Origin of the sequence: Aeromonas sp. R7-4 (assembly GCF_040908055.1) — a bacterium.
Lineage (GTDB): Bacteria > Pseudomonadota > Gammaproteobacteria > Enterobacterales > Aeromonadaceae > Aeromonas > Aeromonas sanarellii.
In genome coordinates this window covers 177,867-194,637 of record NZ_JBFODA010000034.1, presented here as the reverse complement: position 1 = coordinate 194,637, position 16,771 = coordinate 177,867, and the positions used below count along the sequence as shown (strand labels likewise).

14 protein-coding genes, 1 rRNA gene and 1 riboswitch are annotated in these 16,771 nt (G+C 62.3%); of the genes, 7 read left to right on the top strand and 8 right to left on the bottom strand.

What is annotated here, in order from left to right:
* Nucleotides 1-154: 154 nt before the first annotated feature.
* The 5 genes from rrf to AB5Y72_RS09660 all read left to right on the top strand — a co-directional run bounded on the left by rrf (nt 155) and on the right by AB5Y72_RS09660 (nt 5,637).
* Nucleotides 155-269: ribosomal RNA gene (rrf, locus tag AB5Y72_RS09680) — 5S ribosomal RNA — on the top strand.
* Between the two features lie 290 nt (nt 270-559).
* Entirely contained in the window at nt 560-1,012 is a 453-nt protein-coding gene (locus AB5Y72_RS09675) for a pullulanase (protein WP_042078267.1), read from the top strand.
* Between the two features lie 207 nt (nt 1,013-1,219).
* Nucleotides 1,220-3,367, top strand: a complete 2,148-nt coding sequence (locus AB5Y72_RS09670; RefSeq protein WP_216990940.1) for an adenosylcobalamin-dependent ribonucleoside-diphosphate reductase — start codon at nt 1,220-1,222, stop codon at nt 3,365-3,367.
* Nucleotides 3,368-3,376: 9 nt separating this feature from the next.
* Nucleotides 3,377-4,060, top strand: a complete 684-nt coding sequence (locus AB5Y72_RS09665; RefSeq protein WP_216990939.1) for an NrdJb — start codon at nt 3,377-3,379, stop codon at nt 4,058-4,060.
* A 206-nt stretch (nt 4,061-4,266) separates the two neighbouring features.
* A complete protein-coding gene (locus AB5Y72_RS09660) occupies nt 4,267-5,637 on the top strand; it encodes a PhoH family protein (protein WP_042078269.1) in 1,371 nt (456 codons plus the stop codon).
* A 69-nt stretch (nt 5,638-5,706) separates the two neighbouring features.
* On the opposite strand, the gene thiQ is transcribed toward AB5Y72_RS09660, so the two are convergent.
* The 3 genes from thiQ to thiB form a co-directional block, all read right to left on the bottom strand.
* Nucleotides 5,707-6,411: a thiamine ABC transporter ATP-binding protein gene (gene thiQ / locus AB5Y72_RS09655; protein WP_219142777.1), complete on the bottom strand. Its 705-nt coding sequence runs from the start codon at nt 6,409-6,411 to the stop codon at nt 5,707-5,709.
* Nucleotides 6,412-6,474: 63 nt separating this feature from the next.
* Nucleotides 6,475-8,103: a thiamine/thiamine pyrophosphate ABC transporter permease gene (thiP, locus tag AB5Y72_RS09650; RefSeq protein ID WP_325781858.1), complete on the bottom strand. Its 1,629-nt coding sequence runs from the start codon at nt 8,101-8,103 to the stop codon at nt 6,475-6,477.
* Nucleotides 8,079-9,059, bottom strand: coding sequence for a thiamine ABC transporter substrate binding subunit (gene thiB / locus AB5Y72_RS09645; RefSeq protein ID WP_219142775.1), 981 nt, complete (start codon nt 9,057-9,059; stop codon nt 8,079-8,081). The genes thiP and thiB overlap by 25 nt, the downstream gene beginning before the upstream one ends.
* Nucleotides 9,060-9,158: 99 nt before the next feature.
* Nucleotides 9,159-9,249, bottom strand: a riboswitch (TPP riboswitch).
* 90 nt (nt 9,250-9,339) lie between these two features.
* On the opposite strand from thiB, the gene AB5Y72_RS09640 reads away from it, so the two are divergent.
* Nucleotides 9,340-9,630: a PilZ domain-containing protein gene (locus AB5Y72_RS09640; RefSeq protein ID WP_216990935.1), complete on the top strand. Its 291-nt coding sequence runs from the start codon at nt 9,340-9,342 to the stop codon at nt 9,628-9,630.
* An 87-nt stretch (nt 9,631-9,717) separates the two neighbouring features.
* Here AB5Y72_RS09640 and AB5Y72_RS09635 read toward each other — a convergent pair whose 3' ends face one another.
* From AB5Y72_RS09635 to leuA, 5 genes are all read right to left on the bottom strand, one after another.
* Nucleotides 9,718-10,647, bottom strand: a complete 930-nt coding sequence (locus AB5Y72_RS09635; RefSeq protein ID WP_216990934.1) for a transglutaminase-like domain-containing protein — start codon at nt 10,645-10,647, stop codon at nt 9,718-9,720.
* Nucleotides 10,648-10,803: 156 nt separating this feature from the next.
* Nucleotides 10,804-11,403, bottom strand: a complete 600-nt coding sequence (gene leuD, locus AB5Y72_RS09630; RefSeq protein ID WP_216990933.1) for a 3-isopropylmalate dehydratase small subunit — start codon at nt 11,401-11,403, stop codon at nt 10,804-10,806.
* A 99-nt stretch (nt 11,404-11,502) separates the two neighbouring features.
* Nucleotides 11,503-12,900, bottom strand: a complete 1,398-nt coding sequence (leuC, locus tag AB5Y72_RS09625) for a 3-isopropylmalate dehydratase large subunit (RefSeq protein WP_216990932.1) — start codon at nt 12,898-12,900, stop codon at nt 11,503-11,505.
* Nucleotides 12,901-12,927: 27 nt separating this feature from the next.
* Nucleotides 12,928-14,013: a 3-isopropylmalate dehydrogenase gene (gene leuB / locus AB5Y72_RS09620; protein WP_325781859.1), complete on the bottom strand. Its 1,086-nt coding sequence runs from the start codon at nt 14,011-14,013 to the stop codon at nt 12,928-12,930.
* A gap of 111 nt (nt 14,014-14,124) precedes the next feature.
* A complete protein-coding gene (gene leuA / locus AB5Y72_RS09615; RefSeq protein ID WP_325781860.1) occupies nt 14,125-15,687 on the bottom strand; it encodes a 2-isopropylmalate synthase in 1,563 nt (520 codons plus the stop codon).
* 405 nt (nt 15,688-16,092) lie between these two features.
* On the opposite strand from leuA, the gene AB5Y72_RS09610 reads away from it, so the two are divergent.
* Nucleotides 16,093-16,716 (top strand): TetR/AcrR family transcriptional regulator, encoded by a 624-nt coding sequence (locus AB5Y72_RS09610; RefSeq protein WP_216990930.1) that lies wholly within the window; start codon nt 16,093-16,095, stop codon nt 16,714-16,716.
* Nucleotides 16,717-16,771: the final 55 nt, after the last annotated feature.

The window sequence follows — 16,771 nt, the reverse complement described above, 5'->3', positions numbered from 1 at the left end:
GATAGGTGGGGTGTGTAAGCGCGGCGACGTGTTGAGCTAACCCATACTAATTACCCGTGAGGCTTAACCATACAACACCCAAGAAGTGTTCGAAGGCTTGTAGCAGATACCGAGAACGAATAATTAAATCAGCTTTTTCAGATTGAAGATTTTGCCTGGCGGCAATAGCGCAGTGGAACCACCTGACCCCATGCCGAACTCAGAAGTGAAACGCTGTAGCGCCGATGGTAGTGTGGCATTCGCCATGCGAGAGTAGGACACTGCCAGGCACCCAACACGAAAAACCCCGCTCATTTGAGCGGGGTTTTTTATTGTTTCAGAATCAGCCAGATTGGCTGGTCTTGGCCCTTCGCACTCCCCATCACTCTTGCTGCGTACCATCTGCGATTCAATAACCTTCCTGGTTTTCTGTTCGATATTTATCCATCGGCGCCGTGTGCTGGATATAAAAAGCACAGAATGTGATACCCCTACCTTTCTTGCCGGTCCCGCTCTGCTTTAATTCGTCTGCCCACATTCGATTGGGCCAAGGAATCACAATAATTTGAGGAATGGACACATGTTCAAAAGAACAGTAACGATGATGCTGGCGGCGGGAACCCTGGTATTAGGCGGTTGCGCATCCAATGGTGGTGCAGAGCAGGCAGCGGCGGACAACAGCGACTTCGGCGGCAAGTCCATCTACCTTCGTGGTGAGATGAACGACTGGATGGCGACCGATGAGAGCAAGGTGGTCAAGGTTGCCGACAAGCTCTACATGGCCAAGGGCACACTCAAGAAAGAGTGGGCTCCTTACAAGTTCAAGTTTGCCGACTCCGGCTGGAGCTGCGGCACCAACTTTGGTTACAAGAGCCCGAGCGATGGCGTTGCCGTGCTCGGCGGGGAACCTGTACCGGTCAACCCGTGCTCCAAGTATGAGGACATGAAGTTCTCACCGGATGCGGATGGCGTCTACGAGTTTTATCTGAATATGGCTGGTGAGACACCGAGCGTATACGTCAAGAAACCCTGAGATAGCCCTTCGCGTTAAATCTCTCGGAAATTGAACCGGTTGAATGCCCTGGCCCAGAAATCTGCTGGCCGGGGCATTTTTTTAGGATAGAATCTGCGCCCTTATCACGACAGAATTACTATATATTGTGTTTGTGGTGTAAATGTTCACTATTAGTAGTGTTTTTGACATCGAGATGCTGCTGCATTCATATGAGGTTGATTGAACATGGCCAAATCCATCCCTGTGCTGGAGGGTGTCACCGCCGCCCGCCAGATCCCCCTGCAGGAGACGTCCCTCGAGATCTGGGACAGCAAGTATCGCCTCAAGAGCAAGGACGGTACGCCCATCGACGGTACCATCGACGAGACCTACCAGCGGGTCGCCCGTGCCTTGGCGGCGCAAGAGCGTGAACCTGACGCCTGGTATGAGCCCTTTCTCTGGGCCCTGCGCAACGGCGCCATCCCGGCGGGCCGCATCACCTCCAACGCCGGCGCCTTCGAGCACAAGCCGGCGACCTCCACCATCAACTGCACCGTGTCCGGCACCATTGAAGATTCGATGGACGATATCCTCGGCAAGGTGCACGAGGCGGGGCTGACCCTGAAGGCGGGTTGCGGCATCGGTTACGACTTCTCGACCCTGCGACCGCGCGGAGCCTTCGTCTCGGGAGCGGGGGCCTATACCTCGGGGCCGCTCTCGTTCATGGATATCTACGACAAGATGTGTTTCACCGTCTCCTCTGCCGGTGGTCGTCGTGGCGCCCAGATGGGCACCATGGATATCCGTCATCCCGATGTCGTCGAATTCATCCAGGCCAAGCGGGAGGATGGTCGCCTGCGCCAGTTCAACCTCTCCCTGCTCATCACCGAAGAGTTCGTGAACGCGGTGAAGGAAGATGCCCCCTGGCAACTGATCTTCCCCTACACCGCCAAGGAGGTGGAGCAGGACGGCATAGCGCTGGATGACCCCGCCAGGGTGATCTGGGCGGACTGGCCCAACAAGGAGGGGGTGGTCATCAACGAGCTGGGCCAGGTGGCTTGCAAGCTCTACAAGACCCTGCCTGCGCGCAAGCTCTGGAACGTCATCATGACCTCCACCTACGACTATGCGGAGCCCGGCTTCATCCTGATCGACAAGGTGAACCAGATGAACAACAACTGGTTCTGCGAGGAGATCCGTGCCACCAACCCCTGCGGCGAACAGCCCCTGCCGCCCTATGGCGCCTGCCTGCTCGGCTCGGTCAATCTGACTACCTTCGTGCGTGACCCCTTTACCGAACAGGCCGCCTTCGACTGGCCCGCGTTTCGCAAGGTGGTGGCCATCTTCACCCGCATGCTCGACAACGTGGTGGAGATCAACCAGCTGCCCTTGCCTCAGCAACGCGAGGAGATCCTCAGCAAGCGCCGCCATGGCATGGGCTTCCTCGGCCTGGGCTCGACCCTCACCATGCTGCGGCTCACATACGGCTCCGCGGCCTCCATCGCCTTCACCGAGCAGGTCTCCCAGGAGCTGGCCATGACCGGCTGGCAGGAGTCTCTGCGTCTGGCGAAGGAGAAGGGCCCGGCACCCATCATGGAGCAGGAGTTCGAGGTGACCGGCAAGATGCTGCGCCTGCGCCCCGAGATGGCGGCGGACGGCATCAAGCTCGGCGACAAGGTGAAGGGCAAGGTGCTGCACGCCCGCTACAGCCGCTACATGCAGCAGGTGGCCGAGGTGGATCCCGCCCTGGTGGCCGAGCTGGCCGAGGTGGGCGGGCGTTTCACCCACCACAGCAGCATAGCGCCGACCGGAACCATTTCCCTGTCGCTGGCCAACAACGCCAGCAACGGCATAGAGCCGAGCTTCGCCCACCACTACAGCCGCAACGTCATCAAGCCGGGCAAGAAGAGCAAGGAGAGCGTGGACGTCTACTCCTTCGAGCTGCTCGCCTATCGCGAGCTGGTGAACCCGGGGGCCATGCCCTATGGGGAGGATGAGGGGAGCCGGTTGCCGGATTACTTCATCACCGCCGACGACATCAGCCCGACCGGGCACGTGGACATCCAGGCCGCCGCCCAGCGCTGGATTGACTCCTCCATCTCCAAGACCGCCAACGTGCCGACCGATTTCCCGTTCGAGCGGTTCAAGGATATCTATCTCTATGCCTCGGACTCGGGCCTCAAGGGCTGCACCACCTTCCGCTTCAACCCCGAGGCCTTCCAGGGGGTGCTGGTGAAGGAGCAGGATCTGGAGAACACTCAGTACGAGTTCACCCTGGAGGATGGCTCCGTCATCACGGCGAAAGGGAACGAAGAGATCGAATACGATGGCGAGCTGCACACCGCCGCCAACCTCTATGACGCCTTGAAAGAAGGCTATTACGGCAAATTCTGAGAACAGATCATGGTCAAGAAGATCGACAGGAAAATCGTCGCCTACAAGGTGAAAACCAGGGATGAGCCGCAAGAAGCGCAGGCCCCCGAGGATGACGTGGTGCATATGCACGAGACGGTGCTGCGCCCTGAGCGGCTGATGGGCACCACCTACAAGCTGAAGACGCCGGAGCATGTCTCCGAGCACTCGCTGTTTATCACCATCAACGACATCATTCTCAACGAGGGCACGGTGCACGAGACGCGCCGCCCGTTCGAGATCTTCATCAACTCCAAGAGCCTGGAACACTACCAGTGGATAGTGGCGCTGACCCGCATCATCTCGGCTGTGTTTCGCAAAGGAGGGGATGTCACCTTCCTGGTGGAGGAGCTGAGGTCCGTGTTCGATCCCAAGGGGGGCTACTGGAACAAGGGTAAGTACGTGCCGTCGCTGATTGCCGAGATTGGCAACGTGATCGAGACCCATCTCACCGAGATCGGCATGCTCAAGGTGCCCGGGCTGGACGAGCACCAGCAGGCGTTTCTGGCCGAGAAGCAGGCGGAACTGCAGGCACAGCAACAGGCAGAAGAACAGCAGGCGGGCAGCGGTTTCCCGCCCGGTGCGGCGCTCTGCTACAAGTGCCACACCAAGGCGCTGGTGCTGAAGGATGGCTGCATGACCTGCCTCAACTGCGGCGATTCCAAGTGCGGTTGAGCCGCTGACAGCGAGAGAAGGCCGGCGCAATGCCGGCCTTTTCATTGCCGCTTTTATGTTCGAACGACGCCTATGGCGGCAGCGATTTGTTGCGTGCTGGTAAATTCGGGCGTAGCGTTGGGGGTAATAAAACTGTCACGGCCGTGTGGTTTCAATGACATCTGAGATTCACACACGTGGCACCTTCAGTGCCAAGGAGGATGCTTATGGACAACACGGACCGAAAGCTGTTTATCCTGGATACCAACGTTCTGCTTCACGAACCCCTCGCCATCTACTCCTTCAAAGAGCACGACGTGCTCATCCCCATGACGGTGCTGGAAGAGCTCGACAACATAAAGGATCGCCACAAGGACGTCAGCCGCGATGCCCGCATCGCCATCCGCGCGCTGGAGGACGTATTCCGTGACGCGACCCCCGAGCAAATAGTGCAAGGGGTGGCGCTGGCCGGTGAGGCGAGCGGCCATATCTCCATCTTCAGCGATCACCATCTGCCCCAGGATGCCGAGGTGTTCACCGACAAGGAGGCGGACAACCGCATCATCAACGCCGCCCTCTACCTGCAAAAACACGAGATGAAGCGCCAGGTGGTGCTGGTCACCAAAGACATCAACATGCGCCTCAAGGCCAAGGGGGCGGGACTTGCCCATGTGGAGGACTATCGCAGCGACCAGCTGATCGATGACATCCGTCTGCTGGCCAAGGGCTTCCAGGTGGTGCCCGGCAGCTTCTGGGAGCGGGTCGGCGAGTGCGACAGCGAGACCCATGGTCGCGATACGGTCCACGTCATCGACGCCAATCTGCTGGAGGGCGTGCACGTCAACCAGTACCTGCTGGACGAGGAGAACTTCTTTGCAGCCAGGGTGCTGAGCCACGACGGCAACAAGATCCGCCTGAAAGATCTCGGCCGCGAGCGGCTGATGTCGCGCAAGGCCTGGGGTGTGCATCCCAAGAACGTCTATCAGGGCATGGCGCTGGATGCCCTGCTGGATCCGCACATCGACCTGGTGATCCTGACCGGCCCGGCCGGCTGCGGCAAGACCCTGCTCGCCATGGCGGCCGCGTTGGAGCTGGTGATCGAGAAGGGGATCTACGAGAAGGTGATCGTCACCCGAAATACCCCGGAGATCGCCGAGAGTATCGGCTTCCTGCCCGGCACCGAGGAGGAGAAGATGATGCCCTGGCTGGCGGCGGTGACCGACACCCTGGAAGTGCTGCACAAGCAGGACGAGAACATGAGCGGGTCCCTGAGTTACATCATGGAGAAGGCCAATATCCAGTTCAAATCGGTCAACTTCATGCGCGGGCGCAGCATCCAGAACACCTTCGTGCTGCTGGACGAGTGCCAGAACCTGACCGCCTCCCAGATCAAGACCATCATCACCCGCTGCGGCGAGGGGACCAAGATCGTCTGCTCCGGCAACCTGGCCCAGATCGACTCCAACTACCTGAGCCCGGTGACCTCGGGGCTGACCTACATAGTCGAGCGTTTCAAGGACTTCGACGGCAGTGCCAACATCTTCCTGAACGGGGTGGTGCGCAGCCGGCTCGCCTCCTTCGCCGAGGAAAATCTCTGATTTAACGTAATCTCTGCATGAGAAAGGGGAAGCCGTCCGGCTTCCCCTTTTTTGATCCCCTTGGCCTCGTTATCCCTGCGCGCGACCCAGGTAGCGCAGCAGCCCCGGGTGATCGCTGTTTTGCAGTATGTCTGGAGTCCCCTGCAAGGCGATGCGCCCCTCGTCCACGAACAGCACCTGATCGGCAATTAGCTGGGCATCCTCAGGGTTGTGGGACACCATCAGCACCGTGATGCCCTGCTCGCAGGCGAGACGGGCGACTTCCGCCAGCATCTCCCGGCGCAGGGCGGGATCGAGCGCCGAGAAGGGCTCGTCCAGCAGCAGCAGGGGCTTGCCCCGCACCAGGGCGCGGGCGAGCCCGACCCGCTGTTGCTGGCCACCGGAGAGTTGCTCAGGCAGGCGGCTCAGCATCTCGCCAAGACCGACCCGTCCGGCCGCATCGATCACCTGTGCCCGCTGGGCGGCACTCAGCCGCAGGCCGGGGTGCAGGCCGATGGCGATATTGTCGAATACCGACAGGTGCAGGAAGAGGTTGTGATCCTGGAACAGGGTGGTGACCGGGCGCTCGGCGGGGCCGAGCGGCAGCAGATCCTGACCGTCGAAGGCGAGGGTGCCGGATTCCACCGGGACGAAGCCCGCTATCATGCCGAGCAGGGTGGACTTGCCGGCGCCGCTCGGACCGATGAGGGCGGTGATCTCTCCCCTGGGCAGGGTGGCGGTAAAGCTGACCCGCCAATCCGGATAGCTGGTGATCAGCTCGTCAATGATCAGCATGCTTTCCTCCCGTCTTTCGTTCCACCAGCCAGAACGTAAGACATGGGAACACGGGACTGGGTATCAATGATCGACATTTCTTCCTCCTAGCCCCCGCTCCACCAGCCAGAACAGGGAGAAGCAGAGGGTGAGCAGCAGCAGGGCGGTGGCGGCCGCCTCGGTCAGCCGGTAGCTGCCGAGCTGCTGGTAGAGCAGCCAGGGCAGGGTGGTGAGGGTCTGGCTGCCGAACATGGCGATGGCGCCTAGATCCCCGAGGGACAGTATCATCGAGAGGGCCATGGCGAGCGCCAGCGGACGGCGCAGCAGGGGCCACTCTACCAGACGCAGGCGATGCAGGCCGCGCACCCCCAGGCTGTCCGCCAGCCGATCGTACTGGCGCACCACCAGCTGCATGGGGGCGCTGAGGGTGCGCAGCACATAGGGCAGCGCCATCAGGGCGTTGACCAGCACCACCAGCCAGGGCCCCAGGGCGAAGACATCGGTGAACGGCATAAACAGGATAAAGAGGCCCGTGGAGAGCACCACCGCCGGGATCATCAGGATCATGGAGCCGCTGGCCTCCCACAGGGCGGCGGCCCGCCGCTTGCGATCCCGCACCCTCAGGTGACGGCTGGTGAGCAGCAGGCCGGCGCCGAGCAGGGTCGCCAGGGAGCCGGCGGCGAGGGCGATCACGAGCGACTGGCCCCCCGCCTGCCACAGCTGGTGTGACCCCAGCGCCGTCAGCAGGCCGGGATTGAACCCGGCGACGACGATGGCCAGCAGCGGCGGCAGGAAGATGGCGAGGGCGAGGCCGAGCGCGGCCAGATCCACCCAGAGGGTGCCCGCCTGATGGCGATCCGGCCTCAGACAGGGGCGGCGACTCTCGATCCGGCTGGCCGGGGTGGTCTGCAGCTTGTGTTGCAGCAGGAGCAGGAGCAGGGTCAGCAGCAGCTGCACCAGGGCGAGTCCGCCGGCGGTGGCGAGGTCGAAGTCGAAACGCAGGGCCTGGTAGACGGCCACCTCCAGGGTGGTGGACTTGGGACCGCCGCCGAGGGCCAGCACTGTGGTGAAGCTGGTGAAACAGAGCATGAAGATAAGGCTGGCCAGCCCCGGCAGTATGGCGCGGATGAGCGGCCACTCCAGCAGCCGGAAGATATGTGAGGAGCGCATGCCGAGCTGGCTGGCGAGGCGCCAGGAGGACTCGGGGATGCTCTCTATGCTCAGCAGGATGAGGCGTGCGGCCAGCGGCATGTTGAAGAAGACGTGGGCCAGCAAGATGCCGAACAGGCCGTACAGATAGTTGCCGGGGTCCAGGCCCAGGCCGTGCAGCAGTTGCGGCAGCCACCCCTGGCGGCCGTGCACCGCAACCATGCCGAAGATGGCGATGATGACGGGCAGTACCAGGGAGAGGCCGAACAATTTCAGCAGCAGGCGGCGGCCTCGAAAACGGCGCCGCGCCAGGGCTCGCGCCACCGGGATGGCGATACCTAAGCTCAGCAGGGTGGAGAGCAGGGCCTGCCAGAGGCTGAAGCCCAGCACGTGGCGCAGGTAGGGATCGGCCATCAGGGTGCGGGGCGACAGGGTGCCGGCCTGCCACAGCAGGGCCACGAGCGGCCCCAGAGACAACAGCAGGATCAGGCTAGTGGCCGCACTGCCGGGCAGCCACCAGAGCGGGCGAGCGTGAGGTCTCACTGGGTGACGGCTTGCAGCCATTCGCGGATCCACCCCTTGCGGTTGGCGGCCACCTCATCGGCAGTGAAGGCGAGCGGCCTGGTGACGGTGATCATTTGCTCGAAACCCTTGGGCAGCGCCACGTCTGTTACCGGATACATCCAGTTGCCGGAGGGGATCTCGTTCTGGAAGGCGGGGCTGACCATGAACTGCAGGAACTGGTCCGCCAGCTTGTCCTGTTTGGTGCCCTTGAGCTTGGCGGCTACCTCCACCTGGCGATAGTGCCCCTCCTCGAACGCGGCAGCCCGGTACTGGGGCTTGTTCTCGGCGATCAGGTGATAGGCGGGGGAGGTGGTGTAGGAGAGCACCATGTCCGCCTCGCCATCGAGGAACATGCCGTAGGCCTCGGACCACCCCTTGGTGACGGTGACTGTCTTCTTGGCCAGCTGCGCCCAGGCGGCGGGTGCCTGATCGCCATAGACGGACTTCATCCACAGCATCAGCCCCTGACCCGGGGTGGAGGTGCGGGGATCCTGGTAGATCACCTTGAGATCGGGGCGCTCCACCAGCTCCTTCAGGCTCTTGGGAGGCTGCTTGAGCTTGCCGCCGTCGTAGACGAAGGCGAAGTAGCCGTAGTCATAGGGGACGAAGGTGTCGTCCTGCCAGCCACCGGGCACCTTGAGAGTGGCGAGTTCGGTCTTGTGGGGGGCGAACAGGCCGCTCTGCTTGGCTTCGCTGATGAGGGCATCGTCCAGCCCCAGCACCAGGTCGGCCTTGCTGTGCTGCCCTTCCAGCCGCAGCCGATTGAGGATGGCGACGCCGTCTTCCAGCGCCACCAGGTTGAGGGTACAGCCGCACTCCTTCTCGAATGCTGGCTTGATCTTGGGACCCGGCCCCCATTCGGCGGCGAAGGAGTCGTAGGTGTAGACGGTGAGGGTGTCGGCGGCAAACGCCTGGGCAGAGAGCAGGCCGGTGGCGAGCAACAGCAGGGTCTTCATCAATGGCACTCCTGTGGGTCCTGAGGTGCCATGGGCAGCGGGCTGCTCATCGATGGCACGTCTCGTGTGGTGAGGGCCAGCGGATGAGGGCGCAAAAACGCGCGCCATGCCTCAAATTCCTCCGCCAGCATTATCTGGATCAGGTTCACGGGTATAATCTCAGCGGTAAACCGCACCCCGTTTGAGCAACGCTCCGCATTGTATTGGCGTTCCTGGGGGGAGGCCAGCACTATGTTTCACGGGCCGCATCGTGCGCGCCACCACCGAGGAGGAAGCCCAAGTGATTACCAGCACCAAGGAAAGACGAGCCTTCCAGCGCATGGTCATCAATGCCCCCGTCACCCTGTTCCAGCATGAACAGGTGCTGGAGGGGATCTGCCGGGATCTCAGCGCCAACGGCATGGGCGTCGAGGTGAATGAACACGGGTTCGATCCGGAGCAGCCCATCCGGGTGAGCCTGGCCACCAGAAGCAACCTGCTGCCGCCCTTCGAGGCCCAGGCCCGCATAGTGCGGGTGCTGGAGGAGGAGGATGGCCTCCTGCTGGCCCTGGAGTTCCAATCCCTGGCCTGAGGCGCCTGCCTCATCCTGCCCCCGTCATCGGCCAACCCCGTGCTGGCCGGTTTCCCCTGTTAACGTCAATGCCCGCGGGCAGATGCCTCACTGGCTGGCCAGCACCGGCTGTACGCTCAGCTGCCTGCTGTCGACCAGAACCCGGCTGGCGGGGGCGAGCTGGCCCATGGGGAGCTGGGCCGGGCCGGTCGGCTCCATCAGCAGATAGGTTTCACCCTCGTGGCTCAGGGTGGCATCCCCCGGCCCGGCCGGCAGGGCCACCCCCAGCAGGGCATGACCCGGCACGAACACCATGGCCTGCTTCAGTTCGGGGAAGAGCTGGGCAAGCAGGGCGGCCATCAGGGTCACCTTGCTGTCGCAATCCCCCCGGTTCTGCTCCAGCACCTGACGCGGGCTTAAAAAGCCCTTGCCCGAGCGCCCCGACTGGCTGTCGAGCAGCTGATAGGGAATGGTCTGGATGAAGTCGAGGATGTACACCACCGTCTTCTGGCGCGCCTCGGTCTCCGTGGTGCCCTGCTGCTTGAGCTGATCGGCGAGCGGCGCCAGCTCGGACCGGCTCTCCAGGGCGATGCGCACATGATCCTGCTTGATGGCGGGGGTGCCGTCGGGAGTGGTGAACGGCTGGAAATAGTGTTGCTTGAGCCACTCCTGCTCCAGCCTGGCCTGCTCCGGCTTGACCCATTGGGAGGCTTCCCTCGCCTTGTCGGCGTTGCGGCTCTTGAGGCTCAGGGTCATGCCGGGGCGGACGAGGGAGAACTGCACCTCGGGAAACTCGGTGGCGGCCTGTTGCAGCAGGCGCTGCAACACCTCCTCCTGCATGCGGGCCGGGCGATAGGCGATGAGGGGTGGCAGCTTGCCCGGCTCCAGCCGGTAACCGAGCTGCTGCGCCTGGCCCTCCCTGTCCTGCCAGTCGACGCTGAGCAGGCCCCCATTGTTGCCAAAATGGGTCTGTCCTGCACTGGCCGGCAGGGCAAGCAGCAGGCTGAGCAGCAGGGGGAGGGGGCGTCTCTTCATCATGCCTTCCTGAGCGGTGAACCCCAGTGGCGGGGTGGAAAATAGAACAGGGAGCCTGGGCTCCCTGTGGATTCTACTCGTTTTATGGCACCGGGTGCGTCAGATCCCGTTCGGTTGTCTCACCTTGTCACGAAGGCACTTATGCCGGCCTTGAGCCCGTCAGATCCAGCTCGGCTGCTTCGCCTCGAAGGCACTGATGGCAGTCTCGTGCTGCAGGGTCAGACCGATGGCATCCAACCCGTTGAGCAGGCAGTAACGACGGAACTCGTCGATTTCGAAGCCGAACGTGAGCGCACCGGCCCGCACCTGGTTGGCCTCCAGATCCACTTCGATCTCGATGCCCGGCTGGGCGGCGACCAGCTGGAACAGGGCCTCGACCTCCTCCTCCTTCAGACGAACCGGCACCATGCCGTTGTTGATGGCGTTGCCGTAGAAGATGTCGGCAAAGCTTGGGGCAATCATGGTCTTGAAGCCGTAGTCCGCCAGCGCCCAGGGGGCGTGCTCGCGACTCGAGCCGCAGCCGAAGTTCTCGCGGGCCAGCAGGATGCTGGCACCGGCGAATTGTGGCTGGTTCAGCACGAACTCGGGGTTGGGCTGCTCCCCTGCATCGTCCAGGAAGCGCCAGTCGTGGAACAGGTGCTTGCCAAAGCCGATGCGGTTCACCTTCTGCAGGAACTGCTTGGGAATGATGGCGTCGGTGTCGACGTTGGCGCTGTCGAGGGGGACGACGATCCCTTTATGCTGTTTGAAACCTGTCATGTACGTTCCCTCTTACAGTGCACGAATGTCGGCGAAGATGATGTCGGTGACGGCGAAGGGCCGTCCGTGTTGTTTGAATGCTTTCATCCTCAACCCCTCTTACAGCGCGCGAATGTCGGCGAAACGGCCGGTGACGGCGGCGGCGGCAGCCATGGCCGGGCTCACCAGGTGGGTGCGGCCGGCGCGGCCCTGGCGCCCTTCGAAGTTGCGGTTGCTGGTGGAGGCGCAGCGCTCCCCCGGTTGCAGCCGGTCGTTGTTCATGGCCAGACACATGGAGCAGCCGGGCAAACGCCACTCAAAACCTGCCTCGATGAAGATCTTGTCCAGCCCCTCGGCTTCGGCCTGGGCCTTTACCTGCTCGGAGCCCGGCACCACCAGGGCCTGTACCCCGGCGGCGACCTTGCGGCCACGGGCGATGGCGGCGGCAGCGCGCAGATCCTCGATGCGACTGTTGGTGCACGAACCGATGAACACCTTGTCGATGGCGACGTCGGAGAGCTTCTGGCCCGGTTGCAGGTCCATGTAGGCGAGGGCCTTGCGGGCGGACTGCTGCTCTACCGGGTCGGTGAAGGATTCCGGCGCCGGGATGGGCTCATTGACGGCGATGACCTGGCCCGGGTTGGTGCCCCAGGTGACCTGAGGGGCGATGTCGGCGGCGTCCAGCACCACTTCGGCGTCGAACTTAGCATCGGCATCGCTCTTGAGGGTTTGCCAGTAGGCGATGGCCTGCTCCAGCACCTCGCCCTTGGGAGCGAACTCCTTGCCGCGGATGTAGTCGATGGTGGTCTGGTCGGGGGCAATCATCCCTGCCTTGGCGCCGAGCTCGATGGCCATGTTGCACACCGTCATGCGCCCTTCCATGGTGAGCCCTTCGATGGCCTCACCGGCGAATTCCACCACATAGCCGGTACCACCGGCGTGGCCGACCTTGCCGATGATGGCGAGCACCACGTCCTTGGCGCTGATCCCCTCGCTCAGCTTGCCGTTGACGCTGATGCGCATGGTCTTGGCGCGGCCCTGCTTCAGGGTCTGGGTGGCCATCACGTGCTCCACCTCGGAGGTGCCGATACCGAACGCCAGGGCGCCGAAGGCGCCATGGGTGGCGGTGTGGGAGTCGCCGCAGACGATGGTGGTGCCGGGCAGGGTGATGCCGAGCTCGGGACCCATCACGTGGACTATGCCCTGGTATTTGTGGTTCAAGTCATAGAGCCGGACCCCGAACTCCTTGCAGTTGGCGGCGAGCGTCTCCATCTGGATGCGGGCCATCTCGCCGGAGGCGGCGATGTCCTTGGTGGTGGTGGAGACGTTGTGATCCATGGTGGCCCAGGTCAGATCCGGGCGACGCAACTGGCGGTTCATGGCCCGCAGGCCGTCGAACGCCTGGGGGCTGGTCACTTCATGCACCAGGTGGCGGTCGATGTAGATGAGGGGGGTTTCCCCTTCCACTTCCCGCACCACGTGGGCGTCGAACACTTTCTGATAGAGGGTCTTGGACATTGCTCTCTTCCTTGTTATCTGGTGGCGTCAGATGCGTGCGGCGATCTGGCTGCCCATGTCGGCGGTGCTCTGTACCGGGTGCTTGGCGCTCGCCTGGTGCAGGTCGGCGGTGAAGTAACCTTCTGCCAGCGTCTGGGCCACGGCCTGCTCGATGGCCTGGGCGGCGGCTTCCTGGCCGAGACTGTAACGCAGCATCAGGGCGGCGGAGAGGATCTGGGCGATGGGATTCGCGATCCCCTTGCCGGCGATATCCGGGGCCGAGCCACCGGCCGGCTCGAACAGGCCGAAGCCGGATTCGTTGAGGCTGGCGGAGGGGAGCAGGCCCATGGAGCCAGTGATCATGGCGCACTCGTCGGAGAGGATGTCACCGAACAGGTTGGAGCAGAGCAGCACGTCGAACTGGGACGGATCCTTGATGAGCTGCATGGTGGCGTTGTCGATGTACATGTGGTTCAGGGCCACGTCCGGGTAGGACTTGGCGACCTCGGTCACCACCTCGCGCCACAGGATGGAGGAGGCGAGCACGTTGGCCTTGTCGATGGAGGTGACCCTGGCCTTACGCACCCGGGCCGATTCAAACGCTATCTTGGCGATGCGCTCGATCTCGAAGCGGTGGTACACCTCGGTATCGAAGGCCTTCTCGGTGGCGCCTTCCCCTTCACGCCCCTTGGGCTGGCCGAAATAGATGCCGCCGGTCAGCTCGCGCACGCAGGCGATGTCGAAGCCGCGATCGGAGATGTCGGCACGTAGCGGGGAGAACTGCTCCAGACCGGTGTAGATGCGGGCCGGGCGCAGGTTGCAGAACAGTTTGAAGTGGGCACGCAGGGGCAGCAGGGCACCGCGTTCCGGCTGATCGTTGGGCGGCAGGTGTTCCCACTTGGGGCCGCCCACCGAGCCGAACAGCACGGCATCGGCCGCTTCGCAGCCTTTGATCGTGCTCTGGGGCAGCGGTGTGCCGTGGTTATCGATGGCGATGCCGCCGACGTCGTGACGGTCATAGTCGAGGGAGAAGCCGAATTTGGTCTGCACCTTTTCCAGTACCTTGATGGCCTCTGCCATCACTTCCGGGCCAATGCCGTCACCCGGCAATACTGCGATCCGATAACTGCTCATACTCTCTCCGTCTTGATAGTGTGATTCCGTTTCATCCGGGAGGCCGGTCCGGACCACTGCCCAGGCCCCGGTCCTCCCCATGTCATGCTGTCATCTTGTCCGGCGGCGGGCTCAGACGGTTTCCGATTTGATGGTGTGGTTGCGCTCCATCTGCTCGGCCACCTGGTCCGCGCGCCAGATGCTGTTAATCACGTGGACCAGGGCCTGGGCCGAGGATTCGATGATGTCGGTGGCCAGCCCCATGCCGTGGAACTTGCGCCCCTTGTACTCGGCGACTATGTCCACCTGGCCGAGGGCGTTCTTGCCCTCGCCCTTGCCCTTGAGTTCGTATTTGTCGATGCGGATCTCGTAGCCGGTGATGCGATTGATGCACTGGTAGACCGCATCCACCGGGCCGTTGCCGGTGGCCGCCTCGCACACCAGATCCTGGCCTACCTTCAGCTTCACCGAGGCGGTGGCGAGCACCGAACTGCCGCTCTGCACACCGAGGTACTCCAGCTTGAAGTGCTCGGGCTCCTCGTGGATCTGGCTGAAGAAGGCGAGGGCCTCGAGGTCGTAGTCGAATACCTGGCCCTTCTTGTCCGCCAGCACCAGGAACTTGGCGTAGAGATCGTCGAGGTCGTAGCTGCTCTCGGCGTAGCCCATGGACTCCATCCGGTGCTTGATCACGTGGCGACCGGAGCGGGAGGTCATGTTGAGGTTGTTCTGGGTGAGGCCGATGCTCTCGGGGGTGATGATTTCGTAGGTGTTCTTTGCCTTGAGCACCCCATCCTGATGGATGCCGGAGCTGTGGGAGAAGGCGTTGGCCCCGACGATCGCCTTGTTGGGCTGCACCGGCATGTTGCAGAGCTGGCTGACGAGGGTGCTGGTGCGGTGGATCTCGTGGTGGCGGATGTTGGTGTGCACCCCGAGCAGGTCGGCGCGGGTTTTCAGGATCATCGCCACCTCTTCCAGGGAGCAGTTGCCCGCCCGCTCGCCGATGCCGTTGATGGTGCACTCGATCTGGCGGGCCCCCATCTGCACGGCGCCGATGGAGTTCGCCACCGAGAGGCCCAGATCGTCGTGGCAGTGCACCGAGATGATGGCCTTGTCGATGTTCGGCACCCGGTTGAACAGGGTGTGGATGATGCCGGAAAATTCGGTCGGCACCGTGTAGCCCACGGTGTCCGGAATGTTGATGGTGCGGGCGCCGGCCTTGATGGCGGCCTCCACCATGCGGCAGAGGTTGTCAATCGGTGTACGACCCGCATCCTCGCAGGAGAACTCCACGTCGTCGGTGTAGCGCAGGGCGTGCTTGATGGCGCCGACCCCCATCTCCAGCACGTCTTCGAAGCTCTTCTTCAGCTTGCTCTCCACATGAATCGATGAGGTGGAGATAAAGGTGTGGATGCGAAACGCCTCGGCCACTTTCAAGGCCTCGCCGGCGGCGTCGATGTCTTTTTGCAGGGCGCGAGCCAGGGCGCAGACCCGGCTGTTCTTGATGTGGCGGGCTATGGTCTGCACCGATTGAAAATCGCCGGGGGAGGAGACGGGGAAACCCACTTCCATGATGTCGACTCCGAGCCGTTCCAGCGCCTGGGCAATCTGCAGCTTCTCCTTGACCGTCAAGCTGGCCGACAGCGCCTGCTCGCCATCACGCAAGGTGGTATCGAATATGATGACTCGATCTGACATGTGACTTCCCTCTTCCTAAGTTCGGTGCGTGCATCCTGCATGGCATAAAAAAACCCGTGCGGGGTGCACGGGTTTCTGTAAATTCCGGCTATGCCTTAGCCCGGCTACAAGGATCCCGCGCGAGGAGTCGCGATTAGGGAGAGCAGTAGTAGCGGGGCGGCAATACGCATGATGACTCAATCCTTCCAGTCGATAACGCTACTACCAATATCGAGATTTTTATGCTGTGTCAACCTGAACGGACAGGTTCAATTCACTGGGTTATTTAATCGGATTGTAAAGGAGTGCAAATTCTCTTGTCCCATATTCGGTTCATGCCTGATTATCTGGTCATTCCTGCTGTACTCGATCACCCGCACAATCAGATCGACTTATCAGCCCTTGCTGAATTATCTGAGGTATTCCATGGAAAAACGCAGACCTGGCCGTCCGGTCGGACGTTCCGACATTCGTGACAAGCTGCTTGCCGCCGCACGCGAACGTTTTCTCAACACCCCCTACAGCAAGGTGACGACCCGCGAGATTGCCGAGTTGGCCGGTTCCAATCTGGCTATGATCCACTACTACTTCGGCAGCAAGGAAGGCCTCTACAAGGCGGTGCTGGGGGATGTGGCCGAGCCGCTGGAGCAGGCCTGGCACGACGAGAGCAGCAATCGCAGCCTGACCGATCTGCTCAACACCTACTACCAGGTGATGGCGCCGAACAGCGAGCTGACCTCCGCCATCTCCAGCGCATTGTCGACCGAGAAGAGCCCGGGGCGGGATTTTGTGCTGAACCGTCTACTGGAACGCCAGCTTCCCCAGTTCGATGCCCTGCTCGATACCATGCGTTCCAACGGCCAGCTGGCGGACAACCTGGATCCCGAGATGCTGAAAATCTCCTTCCTCAGCATGATGTGGCAGCCGTTCGTGATGAAGGATCTCTACGAGCAGGTGTTCGGTCTGACCGTGGACGAGAGCTTCATGAGCCGCTTGGCGGCCCACAACTGCCAGTTGATGGAGAACGGTCTGCGCGGTTCCCTGAACTGAGGTGTGCCGGAAATCGATGAAAACAGGGCCGCAGGGCCCTTTTTTCATCGATCTG

Excerpts from the sequence above, each read along its gene's own strand:
- AB5Y72_RS09675 (WP_042078267.1), top strand. The coding sequence starts at position 560 with ATGTTCAAAAGAACAGTAACGATGATGCTGGCGGCGGGAACCCTGGTA.
- AB5Y72_RS09670 (WP_216990940.1), top strand. The coding sequence starts at position 1,220 with ATGGCCAAATCCATCCCTGTGCTGGAGGGTGTCACCGCCGCCCGCCAG.
- AB5Y72_RS09665 (WP_216990939.1), top strand. The coding sequence starts at position 3,377 with ATGGTCAAGAAGATCGACAGGAAAATCGTCGCCTACAAGGTGAAAACC.
- AB5Y72_RS09660 (WP_042078269.1), top strand. The coding sequence starts at position 4,267 with ATGGACAACACGGACCGAAAGCTGTTTATCCTGGATACCAACGTTCTG.
- thiQ (WP_219142777.1), bottom strand. The coding sequence starts at position 6,411 with ATGCTGATCATTGACGAGCTGATCACCAGCTATCCGGATTGGCGGGTC.
- thiP (WP_325781858.1), bottom strand. The coding sequence starts at position 8,103 with ATGGCTGCAAGCCGTCACCCAGTGAGACCTCACGCTCGCCCGCTCTGG.
- thiB (WP_219142775.1), bottom strand. The coding sequence starts at position 9,059 with ATGAAGACCCTGCTGTTGCTCGCCACCGGCCTGCTCTCTGCCCAGGCG.
- AB5Y72_RS09635 (WP_216990934.1), bottom strand. The coding sequence starts at position 10,647 with ATGATGAAGAGACGCCCCCTCCCCCTGCTGCTCAGCCTGCTGCTTGCC.
- leuD (WP_216990933.1), bottom strand. The coding sequence starts at position 11,403 with ATGACAGGTTTCAAACAGCATAAAGGGATCGTCGTCCCCCTCGACAGC.
- leuC (WP_216990932.1), bottom strand. The coding sequence starts at position 12,900 with ATGTCCAAGACCCTCTATCAGAAAGTGTTCGACGCCCACGTGGTGCGG.
- leuB (WP_325781859.1), bottom strand. The coding sequence starts at position 14,013 with ATGAGCAGTTATCGGATCGCAGTATTGCCGGGTGACGGCATTGGCCCG.
- leuA (WP_325781860.1), bottom strand. The coding sequence starts at position 15,687 with ATGTCAGATCGAGTCATCATATTCGATACCACCTTGCGTGATGGCGAG.
- AB5Y72_RS09610 (WP_216990930.1), top strand. The coding sequence starts at position 16,093 with ATGGAAAAACGCAGACCTGGCCGTCCGGTCGGACGTTCCGACATTCGT.